Source organism: Oceanobacter sp. 3_MG-2023 (assembly GCF_030688925.1).
Taxonomy (GTDB): Bacteria; Pseudomonadota; Gammaproteobacteria; order Pseudomonadales; family Oceanobacteraceae; genus Oceanobacter.
On the sequence record NZ_JAUYVX010000003.1, the window covers coordinates 255,366 to 279,966 of the forward strand.

At 55.4% G+C, this 24,601-nt stretch carries 20 protein-coding genes and 1 rRNA gene; 10 read left to right on the forward strand and 11 right to left on the reverse strand.

Features of this window, described 5'->3' with window-relative positions; translation table 11 throughout:
* The 5 genes from Q8W32_RS04555 to Q8W32_RS04575 all read right to left on the reverse strand — a co-directional run bounded on the left by Q8W32_RS04555 (position 1) and on the right by Q8W32_RS04575 (position 4,769).
* Positions 1–765: an SDR family oxidoreductase gene (locus tag Q8W32_RS04555; RefSeq protein ID WP_305413881.1), complete on the reverse strand. Its 765-nt coding sequence runs from the start codon at positions 763–765 to the stop codon at positions 1–3.
* A 14-nt stretch (positions 766–779) separates the two neighbouring features.
* Positions 780–1,550 carry an ABC transporter permease gene (locus Q8W32_RS04560; protein WP_303433955.1) on the reverse strand — a complete coding sequence of 257 codons (771 nt, stop codon included), beginning with the start codon at positions 1,548–1,550 and terminating at the stop codon, positions 780–782.
* A 27-nt stretch (positions 1,551–1,577) separates the two neighbouring features.
* On the reverse strand, positions 1,578–2,636 hold the full coding sequence (locus Q8W32_RS04565) for an ABC transporter substrate-binding protein (RefSeq protein WP_303433956.1): 1,059 nt from the start codon (positions 2,634–2,636) through the stop codon (positions 1,578–1,580).
* Positions 2,637–2,707: 71 nt separating this feature from the next.
* Positions 2,708–3,583 carry an ABC transporter ATP-binding protein gene (locus Q8W32_RS04570; protein ID WP_303433957.1) on the reverse strand — a complete coding sequence of 292 codons (876 nt, stop codon included), beginning with the start codon at positions 3,581–3,583 and terminating at the stop codon, positions 2,708–2,710.
* A 388-nt stretch (positions 3,584–3,971) separates the two neighbouring features.
* The gene (locus Q8W32_RS04575) at positions 3,972–4,769 is read right to left on the reverse strand and encodes an IclR family transcriptional regulator (protein ID WP_303433958.1); all 798 of its coding nucleotides are present in this window, start codon (positions 4,767–4,769) and stop codon (positions 3,972–3,974) included.
* Between the two features lie 311 nt (positions 4,770–5,080).
* Here Q8W32_RS04575 and Q8W32_RS04580 point away from each other — a divergent pair, with 311 nt between their 5' ends.
* Positions 5,081–6,109: a hypothetical protein gene (locus Q8W32_RS04580; protein ID WP_303433959.1), complete on the forward strand. Its 1,029-nt coding sequence runs from the start codon at positions 5,081–5,083 to the stop codon at positions 6,107–6,109.
* Between the two features lie 185 nt (positions 6,110–6,294).
* Here the strand turns inward: Q8W32_RS04580 and Q8W32_RS04585 are convergent, their stop codons facing one another.
* The 3 genes from Q8W32_RS04585 to argS all read right to left on the reverse strand — a co-directional run bounded on the left by Q8W32_RS04585 (position 6,295) and on the right by argS (position 9,535).
* Entirely contained in the window at positions 6,295–7,161 is an 867-nt protein-coding gene (locus Q8W32_RS04585) for an alpha/beta fold hydrolase (protein ID WP_305413884.1), read from the reverse strand.
* Between the two features lie 42 nt (positions 7,162–7,203).
* On the reverse strand, positions 7,204–7,779 hold the full coding sequence (locus tag Q8W32_RS04590; RefSeq protein ID WP_303433961.1) for an SPOR domain-containing protein: 576 nt from the start codon (positions 7,777–7,779) through the stop codon (positions 7,204–7,206).
* A 70-nt stretch (positions 7,780–7,849) separates the two neighbouring features.
* The gene (gene argS / locus Q8W32_RS04595; protein WP_303433962.1) at positions 7,850–9,535 is read right to left on the reverse strand and encodes an arginine--tRNA ligase; all 1,686 of its coding nucleotides are present in this window, start codon (positions 9,533–9,535) and stop codon (positions 7,850–7,852) included.
* A 678-nt stretch (positions 9,536–10,213) separates the two neighbouring features.
* Between argS and Q8W32_RS04600 the strand changes: the two genes are divergently transcribed.
* The 9 genes from Q8W32_RS04600 (at position 10,214) to Q8W32_RS04640 (ending at position 22,483) form a co-directional block, all read left to right on the forward strand.
* Complete coding sequence (locus Q8W32_RS04600; RefSeq protein WP_303433963.1) at positions 10,214–11,467, forward strand: PucR family transcriptional regulator; 1,254 nt, start codon at positions 10,214–10,216, stop codon at positions 11,465–11,467.
* 10 nt (positions 11,468–11,477) lie between these two features.
* Positions 11,478–12,728 (forward strand): cytosine deaminase, encoded by a 1,251-nt coding sequence (gene codA, locus Q8W32_RS04605; protein WP_305413886.1) that lies wholly within the window; start codon positions 11,478–11,480, stop codon positions 12,726–12,728.
* Positions 12,729–13,069: 341 nt separating this feature from the next.
* Positions 13,070–14,110, forward strand: a complete 1,041-nt coding sequence (locus Q8W32_RS04610) for an isopenicillin N synthase family oxygenase (protein ID WP_305413887.1) — start codon at positions 13,070–13,072, stop codon at positions 14,108–14,110.
* A 41-nt stretch (positions 14,111–14,151) separates the two neighbouring features.
* On the forward strand, positions 14,152–15,249 hold the full coding sequence (locus Q8W32_RS04615; RefSeq protein WP_305413889.1) for a BMP family ABC transporter substrate-binding protein: 1,098 nt from the start codon (positions 14,152–14,154) through the stop codon (positions 15,247–15,249).
* Positions 15,246–16,778, forward strand: a complete 1,533-nt coding sequence (locus Q8W32_RS04620) for an ABC transporter ATP-binding protein (protein WP_305413891.1) — start codon at positions 15,246–15,248, stop codon at positions 16,776–16,778. Before Q8W32_RS04615 ends, Q8W32_RS04620 begins: the two co-directional genes overlap by 4 nt.
* A complete protein-coding gene (locus Q8W32_RS04625) occupies positions 16,771–17,862 on the forward strand; it encodes an ABC transporter permease (protein ID WP_305413892.1) in 1,092 nt (363 codons plus the stop codon). Before Q8W32_RS04620 ends, Q8W32_RS04625 begins: the two co-directional genes overlap by 8 nt.
* Positions 17,863–17,877: 15 nt before the next feature.
* Positions 17,878–18,804 (forward strand): ABC transporter permease, encoded by a 927-nt coding sequence (locus Q8W32_RS04630; protein WP_305413893.1) that lies wholly within the window; start codon positions 17,878–17,880, stop codon positions 18,802–18,804.
* Between the two features lie 678 nt (positions 18,805–19,482).
* The gene (ilvD, locus tag Q8W32_RS04635) at positions 19,483–21,318 is read left to right on the forward strand and encodes a dihydroxy-acid dehydratase (protein ID WP_305413903.1); all 1,836 of its coding nucleotides are present in this window, start codon (positions 19,483–19,485) and stop codon (positions 21,316–21,318) included.
* 130 nt (positions 21,319–21,448) lie between these two features.
* A complete protein-coding gene (locus Q8W32_RS04640) occupies positions 21,449–22,483 on the forward strand; it encodes a hypothetical protein (RefSeq protein WP_305413894.1) in 1,035 nt (344 codons plus the stop codon).
* Positions 22,484–22,509: 26 nt separating this feature from the next.
* On the opposite strand, the gene modF is transcribed toward Q8W32_RS04640, so the two are convergent.
* The 3 genes from modF to rrf form a co-directional block, all read right to left on the reverse strand.
* Complete coding sequence (gene modF, locus Q8W32_RS04645) at positions 22,510–23,946, reverse strand: molybdate ABC transporter ATP-binding protein ModF (protein WP_305413896.1); 1,437 nt, start codon at positions 23,944–23,946, stop codon at positions 22,510–22,512.
* A 7-nt stretch (positions 23,947–23,953) separates the two neighbouring features.
* Positions 23,954–24,298, reverse strand: coding sequence for a histidine triad nucleotide-binding protein (locus Q8W32_RS04650; RefSeq protein WP_303433972.1), 345 nt, complete (start codon positions 24,296–24,298; stop codon positions 23,954–23,956).
* A 194-nt stretch (positions 24,299–24,492) separates the two neighbouring features.
* Positions 24,493–24,601: ribosomal RNA gene (rrf, locus tag Q8W32_RS04655) — 5S ribosomal RNA — on the reverse strand; the annotation flags it as partial.

The window sequence follows — 24,601 nt, forward strand, 5'->3', positions numbered from 1 at the left end:
TCATGGCATCACAAAACCGCCGTTCACCGGCAGGGTCTGGCCGGTGATAAAACGGGCCATATCCGACAAGGCAAAAATCACTGCGCCACACACGTCTTCCGGCACTTGAGTCCGTTTTAATGGACGTTGCTGGCAATACAGGTCCTTGCGGTCTTGCGGTACATATTCGGTGGCTTCCACAGCGACCAGTCCCGGTGCGATAGCGTTGACGGTGATATTGTCGTCACCCAGTTCGGTCGCCAGCGTGCGGGTCATGGCCATCACAGCCCCTTTGCTGGCGGTATAGGCCAACAACTTGGGCGCACCCCAGATCGCGGTATCCGACGCCAGGTTCACAATCGCGCCCCGGCCACTGGCCCGCAGCGCCGGCAAACAGGCGTTGGTGACCAGCCAGCAGCCCCGGACATTGACTTCCATCACCCGGTTCCAGGTATCCATATCCAGCTCTTCGGTGGTTTTGCCACCGGAGTTGGTGATGGCGGCGTTATTGACCAGACCATCCAGACCACCCAAAACCTCTATCGCCTGTGAGACAGCGCTGGCGACAGCGTGCGGATCACGGACATCGATGCTGACGCCGGTGGCGTTCAGACCGGATGCCCGAAGATCAGCAGCGGAAGCCATGACCTGCGCTTCCAGAATGTCGGCCAGCACCACCTCGGCACCGGCCAGTGCCAATTGTTTGGCGAAGGCAAAACCAAGGCCTCGTGCGGCTCCGGTGACCAGTATCTTGCGACCATCCAGCAGTTGGTTAACCGTATTCATTGCTGCATCCATCCTTACGCGGTGGCCAGATTGGCTTTCGGCATGTAATGCAGTACCCGCTTCTCTGCGAACACCACCGCGGCGTATGCCACAATGCCAATCACGGTCAGGCCCACAATGGCGACAAAGACCCCAGCGGTATTACCCTGCCCTTCGGAATCCACCAGCAAGTAGCCCAGTCCCAGGTTGCCGCCGACCAATTCACCAACGGTGACGCCAATCACCGCCAGAGTGGAGGCAATACGCAGGCCGGAGAACAGGGCTGGCATCGCGGATGGAAATTCCACCAGCCGGAAGATTTGCCAGCGACTGGCGTTCATGATGCGAATCAGATTGACCATGTCCGGGTCAACGGCACGGACCGCCGACAAGACATTGATCATGACCGGGAAGAACACGATCAGTACGGCAACCAGGATTTTCGGGTAGATGGTGTAGCCCAGCCACATCACAAACAGCGGAGCAAAGGCCACTTTCGGGGCAATCTGCAGCGCCAGAATGTACGGTGACAACATGGCTTCCGCGGTTGGCGACAAGCCCAGAGCCACACCGATTGCCAATCCGAGGAATGCCCCGATACCAAAGCCGAGCAGTACTTCTGCGGCGGTAATCAAGGTATGTTTGAGCAGTTCACTGTGCTGCCACATGATGAAAAACTCATGCCATACATTGCTTAGGCTGGGTAGCACGTATTCCGGCATACCCATGGCCGCAGGACCCCACTCCCAGCTTGCCAAAAACACCAACAGGATCGCGATGCTGCCAGCAATGGTTCGGTAATTCATGATTAGGTCTCCCGGTGTACGTTGGTATTACAGATTGTTATGTTTTTCAGGTGCCCGAAGGTGCGGCTTGACTGACTGAGATGTCACCGTGCTGCCAGGGCGTGCGTTTCTGGCGAACTCGTTGGTGAACAGGTCTTGCAGCGGCACTTCACGCTTGACGATGCCTTCGTCGAGGTAGAACCGGGCAACACCCGCCAAACGGCTTTCGTCAATCAGGCCAGGCATTAACTGGTTTTTGTAAACCCGCTCGTTAAACAGCATAAAGGCACGTTCAAGGTAGCTTTCCCGACCTTTGAATGACGGCACGGCAGCAGCAAAATCAATCGCGGCTTGCTTCGGATCGACCATGATGTCGCGCATGCCTTTCAGCGTCGCAGTCACTACGCCCTGCACCACGTCAGGATGATTCTTGATCGCATCATCCGAGGCCAGAATGGCCTGAGCCATGCTGTCGAACATATTGGCTTCGTCGACCAGGCTGGCACTGCGACCGCCATCACGAGCAGAAACCACCCAATCCGGCGCACCGGCCATGGCATCCGCCTTACCTGCTGCAAACAGCTTCCAGACACCGGCAGGGCCTGCCGCCTGAATGTCCAGATCGGTCTTGCTGAGGCCGGCTTTTTTCAGCGTCGCCAGCAAGGCGTAATAAGTAGTGTCGGAATAAGACATCACGGTCACGGTTTTGCCTTTCAAATCAGCCACGCTCTTGATACCGGCATCATCACCGGTCGCCAATACCGTCAGGCTGCCTGCACCCAATACCGCTACGGCCTTGACCGGAATACCATTGGCACGCACGATCAGTGGCGTATCACCAATAGCACCCCCCACCATGGCGTTACCGGTACCAATCTGTTTGGCAACGTCCACACCACCACGGGCGGTGACAAAATTCACTTTCAGATTTTCACTCTCGAAGTAACCCTTGTATTGGGCCAGGGTCCAGGGGGCAAATGCCGGCAAAGTAGGTGGAGCTGGCATCAAATAGGTAATTTCCTTCAGTTCTGCCTGAGAGAAGGCAGACCAGATTATGGCCGCGCTGGCCATCGTGACTCTGGCGAGGTTTTTGCTAAACAGCTTCATCGTATGCTCCTGTGGGTACAGTCGGTCAGTGTCTTGCGGTATTCGGGTTATTGCTCAGAGAGTTATGGCTCTCAGTGCATGGCGTCTTCATCACCCACATGCAGCAGCTCCATCAAGCGACCGATCAACGGACCAGTACCCGCCAGTTTGCGCCGTTCGAGAGGATTGTTGCGGTGAGGAAGGTCAACGGTGATTTCTTCGATAATGGTGCCGGGACGGCTGCTCATCACCAGAATGCGGTCCGACAGCGCAACGGCTTCGGCCAGATCGTGGGTAATAAACAGAGCGGTTTTCTGTTCGTTATAAAGAGTGTTGGCCAGATCCTGCTGCAGCACCATTTTGGTCTGGGCATCCAGCGCCGAGAAAGGTTCATCCAGAAACAGTACATCCGGTTTCATCGCCAGAGTACGGGCCAATGCCGCACGCTGACGCATACCGCCAGATAGCTGGAAGGGGTAATGTTTTTCAAAACCGGCCAGATGGCATTTATGCAGCATTTCCTGGGCAACAGCTTGACGCTCGGCCTTGGGAACCCGCGCGATTTCCATGCCGACTTCCACGTTTTTCTGAATGGTACGCCACGGCATCAGCAAATCTTTTTGCAGCATAAAGGCTACCCGTTTGACCGGGCCTTTGACTTCCTGCCCGGCAACCATCACGGTACCCGTGGTGGCTGAGTACAATCCGCTGCCCATGTTCAGCAGCGTGCTCTTGCCGCAGCCAGATGGCCCGATCAGTGAAACGACTTCGCCTTTACGAATCGAAAAGGTCAGATCCTTGACCACTGCAGGCGCATCTTTCTGGCCTTTTTGTGCAAACGCCTTGCTGACACCGCGAAACTCAATTTCAACCCGTTTTGAATGGTTCGAGCTATCAGGACCAGCCGCCACAGTGGACTCTCCGCTTGCGGATTCATTGACGACATACACAGGGCTGGTTGAGGTCATTGGTAGTACCCTTTGTTTCAGATATGAATTATTGATTTATATATGAAATTATAATGCAGATATAATGCCAGCCCGTCAAGATCCTTGGGTAACAGTCTAAAAAATAGTACAAATTTCTTTGTTTTCAATAAGTTATATAATCAAGACGAGTGCATCCAAGTTATCCGGCCAGACTCCTGATGGGTAGCCAGGTAACCATTTCAGCTCAATGTGTCGAGACGACACACTAATTTCGCGCACTCAAGGGGTGCTCGCACCAATAGTGAGCAGGTATTTGCCATATCCGCGCCATATCCGCGCCATAGCCTGCCCGGGGCACTCGTCGTACGGCAAACAGGCAAAAAAAAGCCCCGCATCTGCGAGGCCTGATCTGTTCTACATCCTTGATTCAGTATTCAAGCGCTCGTCGGCCCCTGGTATAACCCAGCAGGCGGGACAGCTCATCGGCGTTATTACGCACCAGCTTCACCAGCGGCTGCAGTTGGTCATCGATATGACCAGAAGGAATGGTCGCTCCCAATGCCGCAACCACTTTGCCGGTACTATCCCGTACCGGTGCCGCAATGGTGGAAATGCTGGATTCGAAAAACCCCTCACTCAGCGCATAACCGCGCTGCATGTCTTGCTGCACCATGGCATGCAAATCGGGCACGGTGCGCGGTGTACTGTCAGAATAGCCAGGTAACTGTTCCTCTGGGTACAGCTCGTGCAATTCCGCCAGACTCAGATCTTCCAGCAGGATACGCCCCAACACCGTCGCATGAGCCGGCAGACGAGTCCCCACGTTGACCGAACTGGCCAAAATCGTAGGTGGCGTCACCTTGGCAACATACACAATCGAGCGTTCATCCCGCACCACCAGGTTACAACTGTAGCCTATTTCCTGACTCAGGCGATTCAGTATTGGCTGACCCAGCTCCGTCAACTCCAGCGATGCCAGATATTCAAAGCCCAACCGTAACACCGCCATACCCAAACGGTATTCATTCCCGTGACGCGTCACAAAGCCCATGCTTTCCAGTGTTGCCAGCAGCCGGAAAACGGTGGTGCGTGGCAAGTCCAGCCGTTTGGCCAATTCTGGTGCCGTCAGCAAGGTATTCTGGCGGTTAAATTCCAGCAGCAGCTTCAGCCCACGTTCAAGGCCCGGTACCACATACCGCTCCAGGCCTTCTGATTTTTCACTCATGGTTTGCTCCGTATGCACTGTTCGATACCTGCCATCCTGCTGGCGGCACGACTCCGGGTCTGGAAATTCTCACAGCGAGACAAAGCTTGTCAAACCGATATATGCCGCAGCGGTGGTAATCCTGCGGAAAACAGGACGATTTATTCCATTCAATCGCCCAAAAGCCGATTTTGATGAGAAAAGCAGCAATCTCAACAATTTTACTCGTTCAGTAATTGACCTGAGGCCGTTTGACACTTAGTTTTATTTTAAATACAAAACACCGTTTCCTATATGAAACGTAAACAACCGGCACCCGAGGGAAATTCTGCATGAAACAGACTCTAACTGCTCTGACTGGCGCTTGTGTCCTGGCTCTTTCGACCCAGGCCATTGCAGACACCAAACCACCCCATGTCTACGGCACCATGAGTGCACGCGTCGTTGATTTCAGTGATACCAACTTCATTGGTCAGGATGTCGACGCCACACCGACCCTGTACGAAGGCATCGTCGGCCTCAAGGGCATGCACTTCCTGAGCAACGGCATGAAGCTGGCCTATCAGTTTGAGGCTGATTTTGCTCCGATTGCAGAAGCCGACGGTACCGAGAGTAAATACTACGGCTCCACATCAACCGAAGACCCTATTTTCATTCGCTACGCCGGTGCAGCCCTGATCACAAAATACGGTCTGTTTGCCTTCGGTGACGCCATGTCCGGGGTTTACTCTGAGTTCTACTCCGCGGTTGACGTGTTCGAAGTCAACACCCAGGACAGCACCCCGACCGGCGCACCGAATGGCTCACGGATGTGGACGCAAACCAAATGGTCCAAAGATGGCCTGGTTTACAAAACACCGGTCTGGAACCATATGTTTGCCAAAATGGTGTACGCCTCGACAACCAACGAATCCGGCGAAGCCGATGACCTGAAAATCATCCACGGTGTTTACCGTGATGACCGCTTTATGTTTGGTGTCAACCTGTCGGTCTATGACAAGTCATTGACTGGTATTTCCAACGGCGTCGATGACCGTAAACGTCTGGTCGTCGCTTCTCACTACAACTGGGACAACTTTGGTCTGGCCGGTGTGTACGAGAAAAACACCGCCATGGGCACTGCCGGTGCCGACTTTAACGTCAAGGCCATTACCGGCAAGTACACCGATGGGGCATTCTCTGCGGCCGTATCCTGGCAGAACCGTGAAGAGCCAAGTGCCGGTGTGCTGACCGCTGATACCGCCAAACTGGCCAAGGTCAGCTATCAGGTTGATCCGATGCTGGAAGTCTGGATGGAAGCTGGTAAATACAGCGATTCCGACAATGACAATATCGGCGTAGGTACCAAGGTAAAATTCTGATTGGCAGCCCGCAAGCCAAACAGATATGAAACGCAGGGATGCGCTTCATAGGTCATCAATACGGTTCCCCCGTTCACTGATGGTCGATGCAGCAGGATAAATCCGCTTGCTGCAGGGCTGGTTATTCTTCGTTACCAGACCTTCATCTTTTGCGTGTAATTGCTAGTCTGTGATACACGCCTTTTTTACCGACAGCCAAGAAAATGGCGAATCGCACGAATCTGATCCCGCGCCATCAAGGCCGGTGCATGACCAATACCGGGAAACTCCACCAGCGTGACATGCGCTTGCGCGGCCATGGTTTGCGCCGTTTCGCGGAGCAGCAGATCAGAATCCCCACCACGAATCAGCAAGGTCTCGAGCTGCACCAATTGCCAGATCGCCGACAGGTCAACGTCTTCCGGTGTGACCCCCACAAACGCCTGGGCAATGGCAGGATCGTATCGCAGCCGGTAACGGCCGTTGGATAATTCAACGCTGTAACGGGCCAGATGTTGCCATTGTGCATCGGTCAGCGGCCCAAACGTGGCCGCCACCTCGCGCAGATAGACTTCCACTGCGGCCAGATCGGCAAAGTCGGTACCCTTGCCGACATAACCCGACAAGCGCTCCAGCGAGGCCTTGGGAATAAAAAAACCGACGTCGTTGATCACCAGCTTGCGCAACGGACATACCGGTTGGGCAGCCAGCATCATGCCGATCAGTCCCCCCATGGAGGTGCCGACCCAGTCGAATTCGGTCACCTGGTACTTCAGCATCAGGTGCTGCAGGCATTGCTGCATCTGGCCAACATAAAGCGGATAGCCATACAGCGCTGGCGTGCGCAGCCGTTCGCTATCACCTCGTCCGGCAATATCCGGGCAGATAACACGATAGTGATCCGTCAATGATTGCGCCAGAATATCGAAGTCGCGAGCGTTACGCGTCAGGCCATGCACACACACCAACAGTGGCGCATCCGGGCAGGCTGAAGGCCAATACAGATAATGACCCTGATGCGAACCTTCGCTGGTCTGATAGGTATAGCGGCAGGATTGGGCTTGCTGACTCATACGGCTTCCTCGCCATCGCCATCAGCAAACCCGGAGTGCAAGTTACTGCGTTCCAGAGGTTGCGGGCAGCGGTTTCTTGATTAATAAAGGACTGATGTTGTTACTGACCAGAATATCCTGCGCTTTGTTCAGTTTTGAGCGATTGCTGAACGGGCCAACAAATACCCGATGCCAGGTGCCATTATTGACGCTGGCTTCCACCGCGTAGGCACTCATGCCCAACAGCAATAAATTGGCCCGCATTTCGTCGGCATCCTCACCGGAACGGAACGAGCCAACCTGTAGCAGGTATTCGTAGCTGACCGTCGCGTCTTTGGGCGTCGAGACATAGGCATCCACCTGTGGCGCTTCTACCTTTTGCTGTTCCAGCAACTGGTAAAAGTCGTAGGCCGGTTCTCCGGCTTCCCTGGCTATCTGCTCCTTGACGGCCTCTGTCACACTGGCCTTGGCCCGTTCAATCCCTTGTTGCAACGCCTGACGGGCATCGTCCTGGGCTGCACCGGGTTCATCACTGGCAGGCAAGGTGCTGAGATAAATCACAAATCCGACAAAGGCAATGGCCAGTGTCGGTGTTGTAATCCATACCCAACCGGGGATGCGGCTGGAACTGTCGGACATAACTCTATCATCCTGGTAAATAGTGAGCGGCAACAATCAATTGTGTTAGCGGACGTTATCACCAGCGGATTTACATAACGTCCGGAGCACTGACACCCAGCAGGTACAAACCGTTGGCAATCACCTGACGTACAGCTTCTGCCAATGTCAGACGAGCGTTACGCAAGCCTTCGTCGTCGACCAGTGTTTTCTCAGAGTTGTAATAAGTGTGGAAATCACCGGCCAGATCCTTGAGATAATTGGCCACCTGATGCGGTTCGTTGGCGGCACCCGCGGCTTTGACCACTTCTGGAAAACGTCCCAGCTTCACGATAAGTTCTTTCTCGGAATCCAGCTGCAAATGCTCCAGCGCAGCCAATCCGGTGGCGCTATCCCAGCTCAGACCCGATTCCGCCAGCTTGCGGAAAATGGAGCGAACCCGGGCATGGGCGTATTGAATATAGTACACCGGGTTATCGGAAGACTGCTCACGGGCGAGGTCGATATCAAAGGTCAACTGACTGTCGGCCTTGCGCGCCGCCAGGAAATAACGGGTCGCATCGCGGCCAACTTCATCGATCAGGTCTCGCAGGGTCACGTAGCTGCCTGCTCGCTTGGATATTTTCACTTCTTCGCCGCCCCGCATCACCGTCACCATCTGATGCAGCACGTAATCCGGCCAGCCTTGGGGAATACCGACATCCAGTGCCTGTAATCCGGCGCGTACACGGGTAATGGTGCTGTGGTGATCCGCGCCCTGTTCGTTAACAACCCGCTCGAAGCCACGCTGCCATTTATCCAGATGGTAAGCCACATCCGGGACAAAGTAGGTGAAACCCCCATCGGATTTACGCATCACGCGGTCTTTGTCATCGCCGAATTCGGTGGTTTTCAGCCACAGGGCGCCACCGTCTTCGTAGGTGTAACCGCTGTCGATCAGCCGTTCAACCGTGTTGTTCACCTTGCCCTCATGGTAGAGCGAGGACTCGAGAAAATAGACATCAAAGTCGACCGCAAAGGCCTTGAGATCAAGATCCTGTTCACGACGCAGATAGGCTACCGCGAAGTGGCGAATGGCTTCCAGGTCATCAGCATCCTTGGCACCGGTATAACGCTGGTCGGCGGCTTCCACCACGTCACCATTCATATAGCTGGCGGCCAGATCGGTAATGTAATCACCGCGATAGCCGTTTTCTGGCCAGCCTTCGTCGTCCGGGGTCAGGCCCTTGCAACGGGACTGTACCGACAGCGCCAGATTATTGATCTGCTGCCCGGCATCGTTGTAATAAAACTCACTGGTCACTTCCCAGCCATTGGCATCCAGCAGGCGGCAGAGACAATCCCCGACGGCGGCACCACGACCATGACCAATATGCAGTGGCCCGGTGGGGTTGGCCGAGACAAATTCCACCTGCACTTTTTTGCCCGCACCCGAGCGATTACGACCGTAGTCTGCACCCGCTTCCAGCACTGCTCGTACCAGATGACTGGTTGAGGCCTGACTGAGGTAAAAATTGATAAAGCCAGGGCCTGCGATTTCAACCTTTTCGATCAAGGGCGTTGCAGGCAAGGCATCCACCAGCCGCTGCGCCAGTTCCCGAGGGTTTTTGCCCGCCGGTTTGGCCAGAGTCAAAGCCAGGTTGGTGGCGAGATCGCCATGGGCCTTGTCACGGGTATTATCGATCTGAATGCGCACTTCATGGGTGGCAGGAATCACATCCTGATCTTTTAGGGTGACAACGGCGGCGGACAACAGCTCAGCAATTTGCGGTTTCATAAGCAGGGAATCAGATTGATATCGATAAACAGGAAAGGAAGGCGAGTATCGCAAATTCAGCGCTCCGGGTGAAGGACGCACCCGCTCCAGACTCAAAAACTCACGATTTTGCGACCTTGTGCAGAATCCGTGCTGCAACCGGGCACAGCCGTTCTCTTGATGAACCGGGAATCATCCTGTCAGGCCGGGCTATTCTCTTGCCATTTCATTGCCTTTCATCCAACCCATCACCCTGCCCTCCAATAAAGCATTCAATGAACCGGCACAGGGCAGCCACCGCCTGCCCACTTATCCGTATTCCCTGCCTGCTTATTATTAATGTGCATATTGCACAACATATAAACCAGAAAGCCACCGATACCGACCACCAGCATTAACCGCCACAAGCCTCCCTGAAGACTGGAACAAGCCTTGCTTTATCTGCACTCAGGCAAAACGACCATGGATAAAACCAGACGGAGCAGGCGATGCAACACCCAGACAACTTGTTAAGCGAAGTGCCCAATCAGAAACACCCAACGGCACTCCCTTTCGCCGAGCCAGCCATAAAGCTGTCCACCCTGATCGATCAATACATCAATCGACACTCAGACCAACAGACTGACCAACACACAGATCGACAGGCCCACCAGCGTCACTGCCGGTTCCGCAGCGTACCAACAACGATGGAGAGTTGAGATGGCCATCACCTGCGCCGATATTTCACGCCTGCCCGGTTTGGAGGAAATTCTCTTTCGGGCGGGCCTGCAAGGCGGTAACCGGCCCGTTCGCTGGCCCTATGTTGCCGAAAACGAAACCATCGCCCCCTGGGTTCGCGGGGGCGAGCTGGTGTTTGTCACCGGCATCAACCTGCATCGCAGCGAAGCCAACCTCAAGCAACTGGTGCAGGAAGCGGTTGAGCACCAGGTCGCTGGCCTGGTGATCCTGACAGGCCCCGAGTACATCCGCCGGATTCCGGCCGGTGTGCTGGAGCTGGCCAACGCGCTCAACTTCCCGATTCTGGAGCAACCCTACTCCCTGAAAATGGTATTGGTCACTGAAGTTATCAGCAACGCCATTGTGCAGGACAACCTGATCGGCCAGTCCACCAAGCTGTTCCTGACCCGGCTGATCAACGGTTTTGCCGATGCACCGGAGCTTATTCATTTACGGGCAGCCGAACTGGATCTCAACGACAACCGCCCCTATACCGTGGTCTCCGTGCGCCTTTCCGGCTTCCACCAGCGCCTGCTCAGTGAAGACAAGGAACAGCATTGGCAGCTGATCAACCAGCGTAATGAGCTGGAGCAGCAGTTTGGCGAACTACTGAAACGCCGGGGTATCGACTGGCCAGTGCTGGTACTTGAACAGGATCTGATCGCCATCTGGCCAACCGAACGTGACCACGCCAGCGACTTGGCCGAAGACCTCAGTTCGGCACTCGACCAGCTGCAACAGCGGATGCCGGACTTGCAGCTCTACGCCGGGGCCAGTGATCTGCAACCGGGCCTCAGCCAACTGTCTTCCGCCGTCGAACAGTCCCGTCAGGCGGTACAATTTGCCGTTCAGCACGGCGGCCAGCGCCTGTTCTTTTACGACCAGCTCGGCATCGCCCGTCTGTTTGCTGCCATTCCGCAACGCAGCCTGCTGGCCCAGTTCTGCCAACAACAGCTGGGCAGTCTTTGTTTTTCCCGCAACGATCAGTCACTGCAGCTAAAGGAAACCCTGACCCAGTACCTCAACCTGTTCGGCAACCAGCAACAGACCGCTGAAGTGCTGGGCATCCACCGCAATACGCTCAGACATCGCCTGAAACGGATTGAACAGCTGGTCGGCCATCGACTCGGCGACGCCTTTGTGCGTCTGAATTTGCAAAATGCCCTGCTGATCGAGCAGATCCTGTTTCAGCATCACAATATCGACACCCAGCCCCCCAAGGCTGAAGAACTCTGAAGAGGTTTCCATGAAAATCGTTAACGCCCGTCTGCGACAGAAGTCCCAGCTCCACAGCCTCGAGATCACCGACGGCGTATTCAGCCAGATAACGCCACAAAGCGCTGCTCTGCCTTGCCCTGCAGACGCCATCGACGCCGCCGGCACCTTGTTATGCGCGCCTTTTGTTGAACCACATATTCACCTTGATGCGGCACTGACCGCTGGCGAACCAAACTGGAACCAGAGCGGCACCCTGTTCGAAGGCATTGAACGCTGGGGTGAACGCAAACCGATGCTGAACGAGGCCGACATTCGTCGCCGCGTGCTCGATACCATCGAGTTGCTGGTCCAGAATGGTGTGCAACATATACGGACCCATGCCGATACCTCCGACCCCAGTCTGGTCGGACTCAAGACCTTGTGCACCCTGCGTGATGAACTCAAGGACAAGATCGAACTCCAGGTCGTCGCCTTTCCTCAGGATGGGCTGCTCTCGTTTCCCAATGGACTGCGATTGATGGAGGAAGCGCTGGAATTTGGTGCCGATGTGGTCGGCGGTATTCCGCACTTTGAATACACCCGCGAGCTGGGTGTCGAGTCAATGCAAACCGTGATCAAGCTGGCGCAAAAATACGACCGTCTGGTGGATGTGCACTGTGATGAGATCGATGACCCTCATTCCCGTTTTCTTGAAGTACTGGCCTATGAAGCCCTGCGGCATGAACTCGGCTCCCGGGTCACCGCCAGCCATACCACCGCCATGCATTCCTATGACAACGCTTACTGCTCCAAGCTGTTCCGTTTGCTCAAGAATGCCGGCATCAATTTTATTTCCTGCCCGACCGAAAGTATTCACTTGCAGGGCCGGTTCGACAGCTACCCCAAACGGCGCGGCCTGACCCGGGTCAAAGAGCTGAACGAAGCCGGTATCAACGTCTGTTTTGCTGAAGATTCCATTATTGACCCTTGGTATTCCCTTGGTAACGGCAAGCTGCTGCGCAGTCTGGATTTTGGCCTGCATATCTGTCAGATGATGGGCTATCGTGATTTTGCAACCGCACTGGACCTGATTACCGACAACAGTGCCCGCACCCTGAATATCCAGGCGCACTACGGCATCGAGATCGGCAAGCCCGGCAGCTTTATCCTGCTCGACGGCGAAGATGACTACAGCGTATTACGCAAGCAGGGTGACGTGCTGCTGTCTGTCCGCCAGGGCAACATCATCATGCAACGCACACCGGCGCGAGTAATCAGCGACACGTATCTGTCCGCATGATGGCCGCTACCCCACCATGCCCAATACCGACCGGTTATCGCCGGACAACGCACTGATAGAGAGCAAAAAAACAGCAGACAGAAAACGGCTTTTGCGGCGTAAGGGAACCAGTCTTTACGCTGCGCCACCAGCCCACCATCAAATCAGAACAAACAGTGCAACCTGCACATACCTTTCTGGCATATGGTGTTCATTATCCACTGCGGAAATTTTCCACCAAAGCCCTTTATTACTTGGTATAGCCCTTGCTCTAGTCTACTGACAGAGACTCAACAAACCGGGTCTCAGGCGAACAAAGTGCACAGCCAAAAACCGAACAAAAGCCAACTCAGGAATTTATCATGGCAACAGTGATGACGGGTAACGGCCCCCGCGCCGTCAAAAACAACGACCTGGACAGCCTCGCGGTGCCGTTCTCATCCATTCCGGTGATTGATTTTTCCGCCATGTATTCCGATGACAGCGCGGCCTGGGCCGCTGTTGGTGAAGCCGTGCGCCGGGCCTGTACCGAAGTCGGTTTTTTCTATGCCAAAGGCCATGGGGTGCCTGAGCAGGTAATCGCACAGACATTCAAGGCAGCGCAGCAGTTTTTTGATCAGCCGCTGGAAGACAAGATAAAAGTCGATATTGCCCAATCGCCCAACCTGCGCGGTTACACCGGATTGCTGGAAGAAAACACCAATGCCGAAGGACTGGGCGACCTGCATGAAGGTTTCGATATTGCCCTCGACCTGCCTGCCGATGATCCTGACGTTATGGCTGGCAAATTTGGTTATGGCCCCAATCAATGGCCGGAAAACCTGCCCGGTTTCAAGGATGCCCTGCTCGATTACCAGCGTGCGGTACTGGATTTTGGACAAAAAATCTTCTCTGCCTTCGCGCTGGCACTGGATCTGAAAGCCGATTTTTTTGCCCCCCTCAGCAACAAACCCATGGCCCAGATGCGGGTACTCTCTTACCCGAGCCAGGAAGGCCCCATCGATGAACGCCAGATCGGCATCGGCCCTCATTCCGATTACGAGTGTTTCACCATTCTCTGTACCGATGAAACACCATCGTTACAGGTACTGAACTGCGCTGGCGAATGGATACAGGCGCCACCGATCCCCGGCGCCTTTATCGTCAATGTCGGCGACCTGATGGCGCGCTGGACCAATGGCTATTTCGCCTCCACCCTGCACCGCGCCATTAACCGCTCCGGCAAGCAACGCTACTCCATTCCGTTTTTCTACGGCACCAACTCCGACGCCATGATTGAAGTATTACCTTCATGTCAGCGCCCGGATTGGCCAGCCCAGTTTGAACCGATCAAGGCCAGCGACTACATCCAGTCACGTTTTAACGAAACCTATGCCCATCGCAGCACGGAGACGCCGTCCTGAAGGACAGCGCTCACCCCGCACCCAACCGGAGAATCCAACCGATGCGTAACCCTGTCTTTGCTTCAGCACTATCCCTGACACTTCTCAGCGCCAGCCTGCTGCCGAATCTGGCTCAGGCTGATGCTTTTCAGCTGAAAGGTGAACCCAAAATCGCATTTATTTATGCCGCGACTGCCCGGGATGGTGGTTGGAACGAGGCGCTCGACGATGCGCGTCAAGTCGTCGCCGACAAGCTGGGCTACCCGATCGCTGTGGCTGAAAGCATCCCGGAAGATGCCAGCGCCCTGAAAAACGCCATTGATCTGTACGTTCAGCGGGGATTCAACATTATTGTCGGTACTACCTACGGTTACTCCGATGGCATCGCGGAAGCGGCGGAAAAATACCCCAATGTAGCGTTCGTCAATGCCTCCGGCACCCGTAATGCCGACAACCTCGAAAGCTTCTATGCCCGCACGTATGAAGGCTGGTATCTGGCAGGTATTGCCGCCGGGGCCATGGCCGATAGCAATAAACTGGGCATGTTGGCCGGCTTCCCCGTCAGCGTGGTCAACTGGGATATCAACGGCTTTACCCGAGGGGTTCAGGTCAGCAAACCAGATGCGTCGGTAGCGGTGCTCTACACCAACTCCTGGTGGGACCCGGTAAAAGAAGGTCAAGGGGCCAAATCCCTGTTGGAGCAAAACGTCTCCGTTGTTGCCAATAACCTGTCTTCCGCCGCGCCTTTCACCGAAGCGGAAAAAGCAGACAAATACAGTATTGGCTTCCAGCTGGATATGAGCGCCAATGCCCCCAAAGGCCATCTGACCTCGGTCACTTTCCACTGGGACAAATACCTGGTTCCAACTATCGAGGCGATCGCTGCAGGCACCTGGGAACCGTCTGAATACGGTGCCTTCCCGGGTTTGGCGGAAGGCGTTGTGGATATCACGCCACTGCCAGACAGCGTTCCGGCGGCGGTCAAACAAACCATCGCCACGCAACGGGCCGCCATCATCGCGGGAGAGATGACCCCTTTTGATGGCCCGATCCTGGCCCAGGATGGCAGCGAAAAGCTGGCCAGCGGCGCCTCTCTTGATGACGAGCAACTCTGGTCCATGGATTATCTGGTGAAAGGTACGCAGGGAGGCGCCCAATGAGCCAGGGGGCTCCCCTGTTAACACTGAGCGCCATCGATAAAAGCTTTGATATCCATCGCGTGCTTGAGGGTGTCTCGTTCGATCTGGCCAAGGGCGAGGTGCATGCCTTGCTCGGCGAGAACGGCGCCGGAAAATCGACGCTGATGAATATCCTGATCGGCGTCTACAGCGCCGATGCCGGTTCCCTGACACTGGAGGGGTTGCCGCTGATTATCGGCAAGCCCTCTGACAGTGCGCGCCATGGGATCGGCATGGTACATCAGCATTTCCGGCTGGTGGATCGGCTGACGCCAACAGAAAACCTGTTGTTGGCGGCCGACGACCATCCTCACCTGAAGACCCGCACCGCCGCCCGCAACGCCTTGCTGGCAACCGCCAGGGAAGTTGGCTTTACGCTCAATCCGGACTGTCCGGTGGGCGAACTGTCGGTGGCCGAAAAACAACGTGCAGAGATCTGCAAGGTGTTGGCCCTCGGCGCTCGTATTCTGATTCTGGACGAACCCACTGCCGTTCTGACAGACGCCGAGGCCAGCTCCATGCTCGGTGCCATTCGTCGCATGGCCGAATCCGGCCGCAGTATTATCCTGATTACCCACAAGCTGCGCGAAGTAGTGGGTTTCAGCCACCGGGTGACCATTATGCGTCGCGGCAAGACCGTTGCGGCGGGGCTGGACACGACCCAACTGTCGATCGAAAAAATCGCCAGCCTGATGATGGGCAGCTCGGCATCCAGCGTCGCACCCAGCAGCACACCGGACACCACGACCAGCAGCCTTCAACCTCGAGGGCCGGACCTGCTGGCTATCGCCCACTTGCACGCCCAACGGGATGACGGTGCTCCGGCACTCACCGATGTCAGCTTGCGGGTTCGGGCCGGTGAAATACTCGGCCTCGCGGGTGTCGGTGGCAACGGTCAGCACGAGCTGGTTGAAACCCTGAACGGTATTCGTTCCGCCAGCGCTGGCAGCGTCATGATTGATGGTGCCGATGCCCTGGAGTTACCCCCCAACCAGCGCCGTCAGCTGGGTCTGCGGGTGATTCCCGCTGACCGTATGGCAACCGCGCTGGCATCCGACCTGACGATTGCCGCCAATCTCTCCCTGACCGCGGTGGTCAGGGGCCGCTTCGGACGCTTTTGGCTCAACCGCCGCCGTATGGAGCGTGAAGCCAAAGCCAGTATCGAACAGCACGACATTGCCGGAGCGCGTCCCCACGGCCGTATGGGCCTGCTGTCGGGCGGCAATGCACAGAAAGTCTTGCTGGCCCGAGAGATCGACAGTGGCATGAAGCTGTTACTGGCGCATTCGCCCACCCGCGGCCTGGATATCCGGGCGTCAGCGGCGGTGCATCAGCGACTGCGTGAAGCGGTCGCCCAAGGGGCTGCTTGCCTGTTGGTCAGTGAAGATGTGGAAGAAATCATGGCGCTGTCTGATCGTATCTGTGTGATCAGCGCCGGTAAAATTACCGGAGAGCTGCCCGGCGACGCCAGTGCCGCTGATATTGGGAGGCTAATCCTTGGTCATGAGTAATTTCCGCTTAACGCTCGAACGGCGACAGCAAGTCAGTACCCTGCGCTCCGCCGCGACTTATATTCTGGGTTTGCTGGTTGGGCTGGGCTGCGGTGTATTGGTTTTGCTTGCCGCTGGCGCACCGGCTTCAACCTTGATGGATGACCTGGTGGTTCAGGTCTTTTTCAGCGCTCGCGGTCTGGCGCAGACCCTGACGCTGGCCGTACCGCTGATTCTGGTCGGTCTGGCAGCCCTCGCGGCCATGCGCCTGCGTTTCTGGAACGTCGGGATCGAAGGCCAACTGTGGCTCGGTGCCATTGGGGCCACGCTGGTCGCCAACAACGACTTCGGCAGTGAGGCGCTGCGTCTGCCCATCATGCTGATCGCTTCGGCGTTCGCCGGTGCCATCTGGATCGCCGTACCACTGCTGTTAAAGCTGAAGGCCAATGTCAACGAGCTGGTGGTAACCCTGTTATTGTCCAACGTCGCCTATCTGCTGTTACAGCATCTGCTGTTTGGTGCCTGGAAAGATCCGGTCAACAGCTTTCCGGTTTCTCCCCGTTTTGATGACAACGAGCAGCTCGCCAGTCTGGGCTTTGGCAATCTGCATTCCGGTATTTATCTGGCGCTGGCCATCACTTTGCTGATGGCGGTGCTGGTACAGAAAAGCCGTACGGGTTTCTACATTGATGTTATTGGCCATAATCGCCGCACGGCTCTGGCGATCGGTATTCCGGTCACTGCGACCCTTACCCTGATGATTCTGCTCTCGGGGGCGCTGGCCGGGTTGGCGGGTGGGCTGATCGTCACCGGTGTCGAACATCGCCTGACCCAGACCATCGGTATCAATACCACCTTCAGTGGCATCGTTATCGCCTTTGTGGCGCGTTTTAATCCGCTGGCAATATTGCCAACGGCTATTGCGCTGGCGGGCATTTATAACGCTGGCAGTACGCTGAAGGTGTTCTACGGTATCCCGGATGCCATTGTGGTGCTGATACAGGGCATCGTGCTGTTAACACTGCTGATGGTGCAGTTTTTCCGCAGTTACCGTGTATCCCTGCTGCGCCGGACCTCACCCCAAACCGCACGCCAGATCACCTGAGAGAACAAGAGATTTATGGAACAGTTCATCACCCACTGGCTCGGTAGCACACCGGCATTTGCGATTCCCCTGGCTCTGGCCAGCATGGGACTGGTGCTCTGCGAACGCGCTGGTGTCCTCAATATGGGTGCCGAAGGCTATATGTCTCTGGGCGCCATGACTGCGGCGGTTTTGACCCTGACGCTGGGAAACCCCGCGATTGGTATCCTCTGTGCGGTCCTGGCTGGCGCGACCCTGGCACTGGTTTTTGGCTTTGCCGTGGTCGTGATGCGCTGCGAACAGATTCTGGCTGGCCTTGCCACCATGGCGGTGGGGCTGGGTATTGCCGGAGTGGTCGGGCGGTCTTATGTCCATAAAAGCTTTGAAGGCCTGCAACCACTGGATCTCCCCTGGCTGGATCAGCTGCCGCTGGTCGGCCAGCTACTCTTTCATCAGGATATTCTGGTCTATCTCACCGTGCTGATCGGTTTTGCACTCTGGTTTCTGCTGGAACGTACCCGCGCAGGCCTGAAAATCCGTGCTGTTGGAGAAGACCCTGCCAGCGCCGATGTCGCCGGAGTGCAGGTGCAGGTGCAGCAACTGCTGGCTATCACCGCCAGCGGTGCCCTTTGTGGTTTGGCCGGGGCATATCTGTCGGTGGCAAGTAGCAGCATCTGGGTCGATAACATGGTGGCCGGACGTGGCTGGATCGCCCTTGCGCTGGTGGTCTTTGCCCGCTGGGAGCCACTCAAGGCATTGGCCGGGGCTTTTTTGTTCGGTGCTATCGAAGCGCTGTTGCCACGGCTGCAGGCGATCGGTATACCGGCTCCGATCTATCTGATGAATATGCTCCCTTATCTGTTCACCATCGCGGTGCTGCTGGTCGCGGCTTGTTCCGGTTCCAAAAAAGGCATGGAGCCTGCGGCACTCGGTCAGCCCTATGTGCGCCAGGATCGACACTGAGACACGCATGGCGTCTCACCAGATGCGCGACACCAGAACAGGGCGAACAGACACAAAACAGACAGCTATCCAAAAACAATAACCCAGTCCGGCGCTTGATTCCGGGATAGGCTCAATTGTCGACCAACGATCAGGATAACGGCAGTTATCCTGACGTTATGCACAGACTTATCCTGCCAAGAGATTTTCTTATCCACAGCTCAGCCATTAGCAAGCCAGAGACTGTCATCAATCCCCAGGCAAGGCGAGTCCGCCAGCATGTGTAAGCACTTCCAAACAAATCAGAAAATATGAATAAAATACAAAGACTTATAATAAAAAGCCCAAATCTTGAGAAATAATCCAATACCCAGCAGGACTGTGCGTTTTTTGACCAGACCAGCGTGTCGATAGCCAGCATCAGCGATGTGGCCTGTTATCCTTAGGCTACCCCAAAGTTATCCCAATATTTATCCACAGAAAACAGGGATAACTTTACGACCTTGGCCACCGCTTGTTTTCCTGTCGAGCACCGGGCGATCCGCCTCTGGCACACCAAGAGCACTGCGTTGTGACCCGCCTTTTGCTAAACTGAAGGTCTTTCACGTACCCGGGCTGCGACTGACGCCACCCGAGGCACTATAAAACAGCCCGACTGCCCGCTCTGTGGCAGGATCTATGAACAAAGAGAGAGACACCATGCCTGAGTACCGCTCCAAGACCTCCACTGCGGGTCGTAATATGGCGGGTGCCCGTGCCCTGTGGCGCGCCACCGGAATGAAAGACGACGATTTCCATAAACCGATTATCGCCGTCGCCAACTCTTTTACCCAGTTTGTCCCGGGACATGTCCATCTTAAGGATATGGGCCAGCTGGTGGCCCGCGAGATAGAAAAAGCCGGTGGCGTCGCCAAGGAATTTAATACCATCGCGGTTGATGACGGTATCGCCATGGGTCACGACGGTATGCTGTACAGCTTGCCCAGCCGTGAAATCATCGCGGATTCCGTCGAATATATGGTTAATGCCCACTGTGCCGATGCCCTGGTGTGTATTTCCAACTGCGACAAGATCACCCCCGGAATGCTGATGGCTGCCCTGCGGCTGAATATCCCGGTTGTGTTTGTCTCCGGTGGCCCGATGGAAGCAGGCAAAACCAAGCTGTCTGAGAACAAGCTGGATCTGGTGGATGCCATGGTGATTGCCGCCGATGACGCCGCCTCAGATGCAGACGTTGCAGAATATGAACGCAGCGCCTGCCCGACCTGTGGCTCTTGTTCCGGCATGTTCACTGCCAACTCCATGAACTGCCTGACTGAGGCAATCGGGTTGTCGTTACCTGGCAACGGCACCGTGCTGGCAACGCACTCTGATCGTGAAGAGCTGTTTCTCGATGCCGCTCGCCTGATTGTCAAAAACGCCAAACGTTATTACGAAGACAATGACGAATCCGTACTGCCACGCTCCATCGTCAGTTTTGATGCTTTCGAGAATGCGATCACCCTGGATATCGTGATGGGCGGGTCTACCAACACCATTCTGCACTTGCTGGCGGCAGCCCAGGAAGCGGATGTGGACTTTGACCTGAAAGACATCGACCGTCTCTCTCGTGTCGTGCCACAACTGTGTAAAGTGGCGCCCAACTCGCCCAAATACCATATCGAAGATGTTCATCGTGCTGGGGGCATTATGGGGATTCTCGGCGAGATCGAACGCGCTGGGCTGCTGCATTCCCAACTGCCAACGGTGCACAGCAGCACCTTGCTTGAGGCCTTGGACAAGTGGGATATTATGCGTAATCCAACGCCGGAAGTACTGGAGTTCTACAAGGCCGGACCGGCCGGGATTCCGACCCAGACCGCCTTTAGCCAAAGCACGCGCTGGCCAACCCTGGACGGTGACCGTGCCAACGGTTGTATTCGTAACCTCGAACACGCCTATTCCCGTGAAGGCGGCCTGGCCGTGTTGTACGGCAATATCGCTCTGGATGGCTGTGTCGTGAAAACAGCCGGGGTGGATGACTCGATTCTGGTGTTCAACGGCAAGGCCAAGATCTTTGAATCCCAGGACACAGCCGTCAAAGGTATTCTGGCTGACGAAGTGGTGGCCGGTGATGTGGTGATCATTCGTTACGAAGGTCCAAAAGGTGGCCCGGGAATGCAGGAGATGCTGTATCCAACGTCCTACCTGAAATCCAAAGGTCTCGGCAAAGCCTGTGCCCTGCTGACTGATGGCCGCTTCTCTGGTGGTACTTCTGGCCTGTCGATCGGCCATGCGTCACCAGAAGCAGCTTCCGGTGGTGCTATTGGCCTGCTCAAGGACGGCGACCCTATTCTGATCGACATCCCCAATCGCAGCATCAATGTGCTGTTGGATGATGCAGAACTGGCGAGCCGTCGTGCCGAGCAAGACGCCAAGGGCTGGAAGCCAGCGGAGCTGCGTCCTCGTAAAGTCAGCACGGCGCTCAAGGCTTATGCCAAATTTGCGACCAGTGCCGACAAGGGTGCAGTACGTGACAAATTGTTACTCGATTGATACCAGCCATCGAGAACCGGCTTGCCACAAAGCAGTCTGATTTATTGACGCCCAGATGCGTCATTGATGGTGGCGCAGCGACATCACAATGGATGTCGCCGCGCTGTTTTTGCCACCAGAGGAGATTTATATGACGCTCAGGCACGGTACTTTCTTGTCTGTTCTGCTGGCCTTGCTACTGGTATCAGGCTGTGCCAGCAAACATATTGCAAACGAAGATGCATTCGATGATCTCGCCGCCCGTAAAGCCAAAACCTTTACCGGTGATACCCATACCGCTCTCGATGCCGCTGAAGAGTCAGTAATCACCGGCCGAAATGAAAATCTTGCCCTCTATTCACCACTGCATTGGCAACAGATGAATACTGCCATCAGCGCCGCCCGTAAAAGTGATCTGGCAGGCAATGACCAACAGGCACTTGAGTCTGCGGCCAGGACATTGACACTGTTTGAAAGCGGCATGGCCAATAAACACAAGGTCGCCGAAACACTGTCCGTGCTGCTGGCACAAAAACAAATTCTGGAAGACATCAAGGCCGACAAGGTCTTGCCCTCTGCCTATAAAAAGCAATTCGAGAAAATCAAATCATTGGCTCAAGCGATTGAAGCCGGACGTGATAACAGCCTCGATGACGATATCGGTGACTTGCTGGAAGACATGCAAGAGCTGGAACGCGACACCATGCTTGAACTGCATTGGCGACCGGCTCAAAAGACCCTGGAAAAAGCCGAGGATGAAGGGGTGGATTATTTTGCTTTGGAGACGTTCAAATTTGCAGAAACGCTAACGGAAGAGGCCAACAACACCATCAGCGACCAATATACCAATCGGACCTTATCGGAACAGATTGGTAAGCGTGCACTTCGAGCAGCACAGCATGCACTCTATATTGGCCGCGAAGCCGAGAATATCATTAACATGGATATTGATGACGCAGAGCAAGCAGCCCTGCGCTTTGAAAGTTATCTGCACCAGTTAGCAGAAGCGTTGAATGCCGGTGATCTACGCAATATGGCCTTTCTCGACCAGACCCTGGCATTGGTACAGAAAGCGAACGAGCAGGCGACCAATATAAAGGCACCGCTGGAAAAGAAAATTCGTGAGCTGACCAACCGCCTGCAGGCACTGGAGTCTGGTACTGCGACTGCACCCAGGAACCCCTGACACCAGGGGATAGACTCCGGAGACCATCAGGCCTCCGTTACTTGCAGAATCAGGCTGCGGCCCTCTGCTTGCGGCTGAAAAACCAACCGATGGGAAAATTCCGTCGGAATTTCATCCGCATGGTGAGTCACATACAGCATCGTCATACGCTGCTGCTCCACCAGGCGGTTGATAAACGCCAAGACCATATGACGGCTCAGATCATCCAGCCCTTGACAGGGTTCATCCAGAATCAGTAACGCCGGTTGCTTGATCAAGGCCCGTCCAATCAGCACCAGACGCTGCTCACCATACGACAGGTGTTGCAGGCTCTGGTTAGCTTTCTCTTTCAGCCCCAGAATATCCAGCCATTGTAATGCCAGCTTTTTGTCATCATCGCGTACGGCTTTGTACAAGCCGATGCTATCGTGCAGCCCGGAAACCAACGCACTGATCACATTGGTCGATGCGCGGTACTGCCACTGCAGAGAAGCCGAGACCAGCCCGATATGCTTTTTAATATCCCAGATACTTTCACCGGTGCCGCGCTGAATACCAAACAAGCGCAGGTTATTGCGATAACACTGTGGGTTATCCCCCGTCAGCATCTGTAACAGACTGGTTTTGCCACAGCCATTCGGCCCTTGTACAGCCCAATGCTGCCCTGGCGTAATTGTCCAGTCCAGCTGATCAAACAACACCCGTTCCTCATACTGGATGCGACCTTGAGTCAGGCACACCAACGGTTCGCCATCGGCAAGCTGTAGCGGCGGGACAGGTGCAAGAGGTAACTCGGGTAATTCCTTGTCGAAGTGAATCAAGGCGTTTACTTCTGGCAGCGCCAAAACTTCTTGTCGGGGCCCTTGAGCCAGCAACTCTGCATCGTGCATAAACGCGACGTGGGTGATCCAGTCCGGCAGTTCATCCAGCCGATTGGCAACCCAGACAATCCTCCGGCCTTGGGAAGCCAAATCGTCCAGACACTGTTTGATATAGGCGCGACTGGTAACATCCAGGCCTTCATAGGGCTCATCCAGCACCAGCATGTCCTGTTGTTGGCGTAACCGGCTGACCCACAGCACTTTGCGGCTTTCACCGGTCGACAACGACCGGAAGCCCTGATCAAGCAAATGCCGAATACCCAAGCCATCAACCAGCGCTGCAACATCCTCTACCGGTGCAATCAGATCCCGAACCAGAGTCCCTTTACTGGCCATATCCGTCAGGTCGCTTTCATCGACCTTGCGCTCATGCTCAATAAGCTCCGCCTGTGCCTCGAGAGACACATAAGCGACGCTATCCAGCAGCCCATCAACCGCCCCATGGCTCAGCTTGACCTGATCGCCCAGCAGGCAGGACAGCGCCGTTTTACCGCTGCCATTGGTGCCGGCAATGGCCCAGAACTGTCCGTCAGTCACTTCCCACTGCGCTACCTTCAGGTAACGACCATCGTGCAGTTTTGCCTGTATTGCTTCAAACTTCATCGTTATCTCAACCCGGCGGCCAGGTCAGCGGCCGACCACCAATCACGTGCATATGTAAGTGAAAAACCGATTGGCCAGCATCTGCGCCATTGTTAATCACCAAACGGAACTTGTCGCCCAACCCCTCGCTCTCGGCGACCTGATTTGCGGTCAGTAGCATATGACCAAGCAATGCCTTGTCTTCGATTGCGGCATCACACAAGCGAGGTATGGGTTTACGCGGAATAATCAGAATATGAGTCGGTGCTGCCGGGTAAAGATCACGAAAAGCGACCACCAGATCATCTTCATAAACTATATTGGCCTGGGCTTCACCGCGCGCTATTTTTCCAAAAACAGTATCTTCTGTCATAGTATTCTCCTGTCACGACAGGACACCTTACTGTATAGCTCATTCTGTTTTCAATCCAAAAACCCGCCCGTACTCAACCGTCGGTATCCGTTACCGGCTCAGTCCCGGGTTATTTATTCTCAGCGTCGCCCTTGCTTTCTCACAGGCATAAAAAAACCCCGCCCTGCAAGCAGGACGGGGTATTTCGTTTAAGAGCTTGACGATGACCTACTCTCACATGGGGAAGCCCCACACTACCATCGGCGATGCTGCGTTTCACTTCTGAGTTCGGGATGGATTCAGGTGGTTCCACAGCTCTATTGT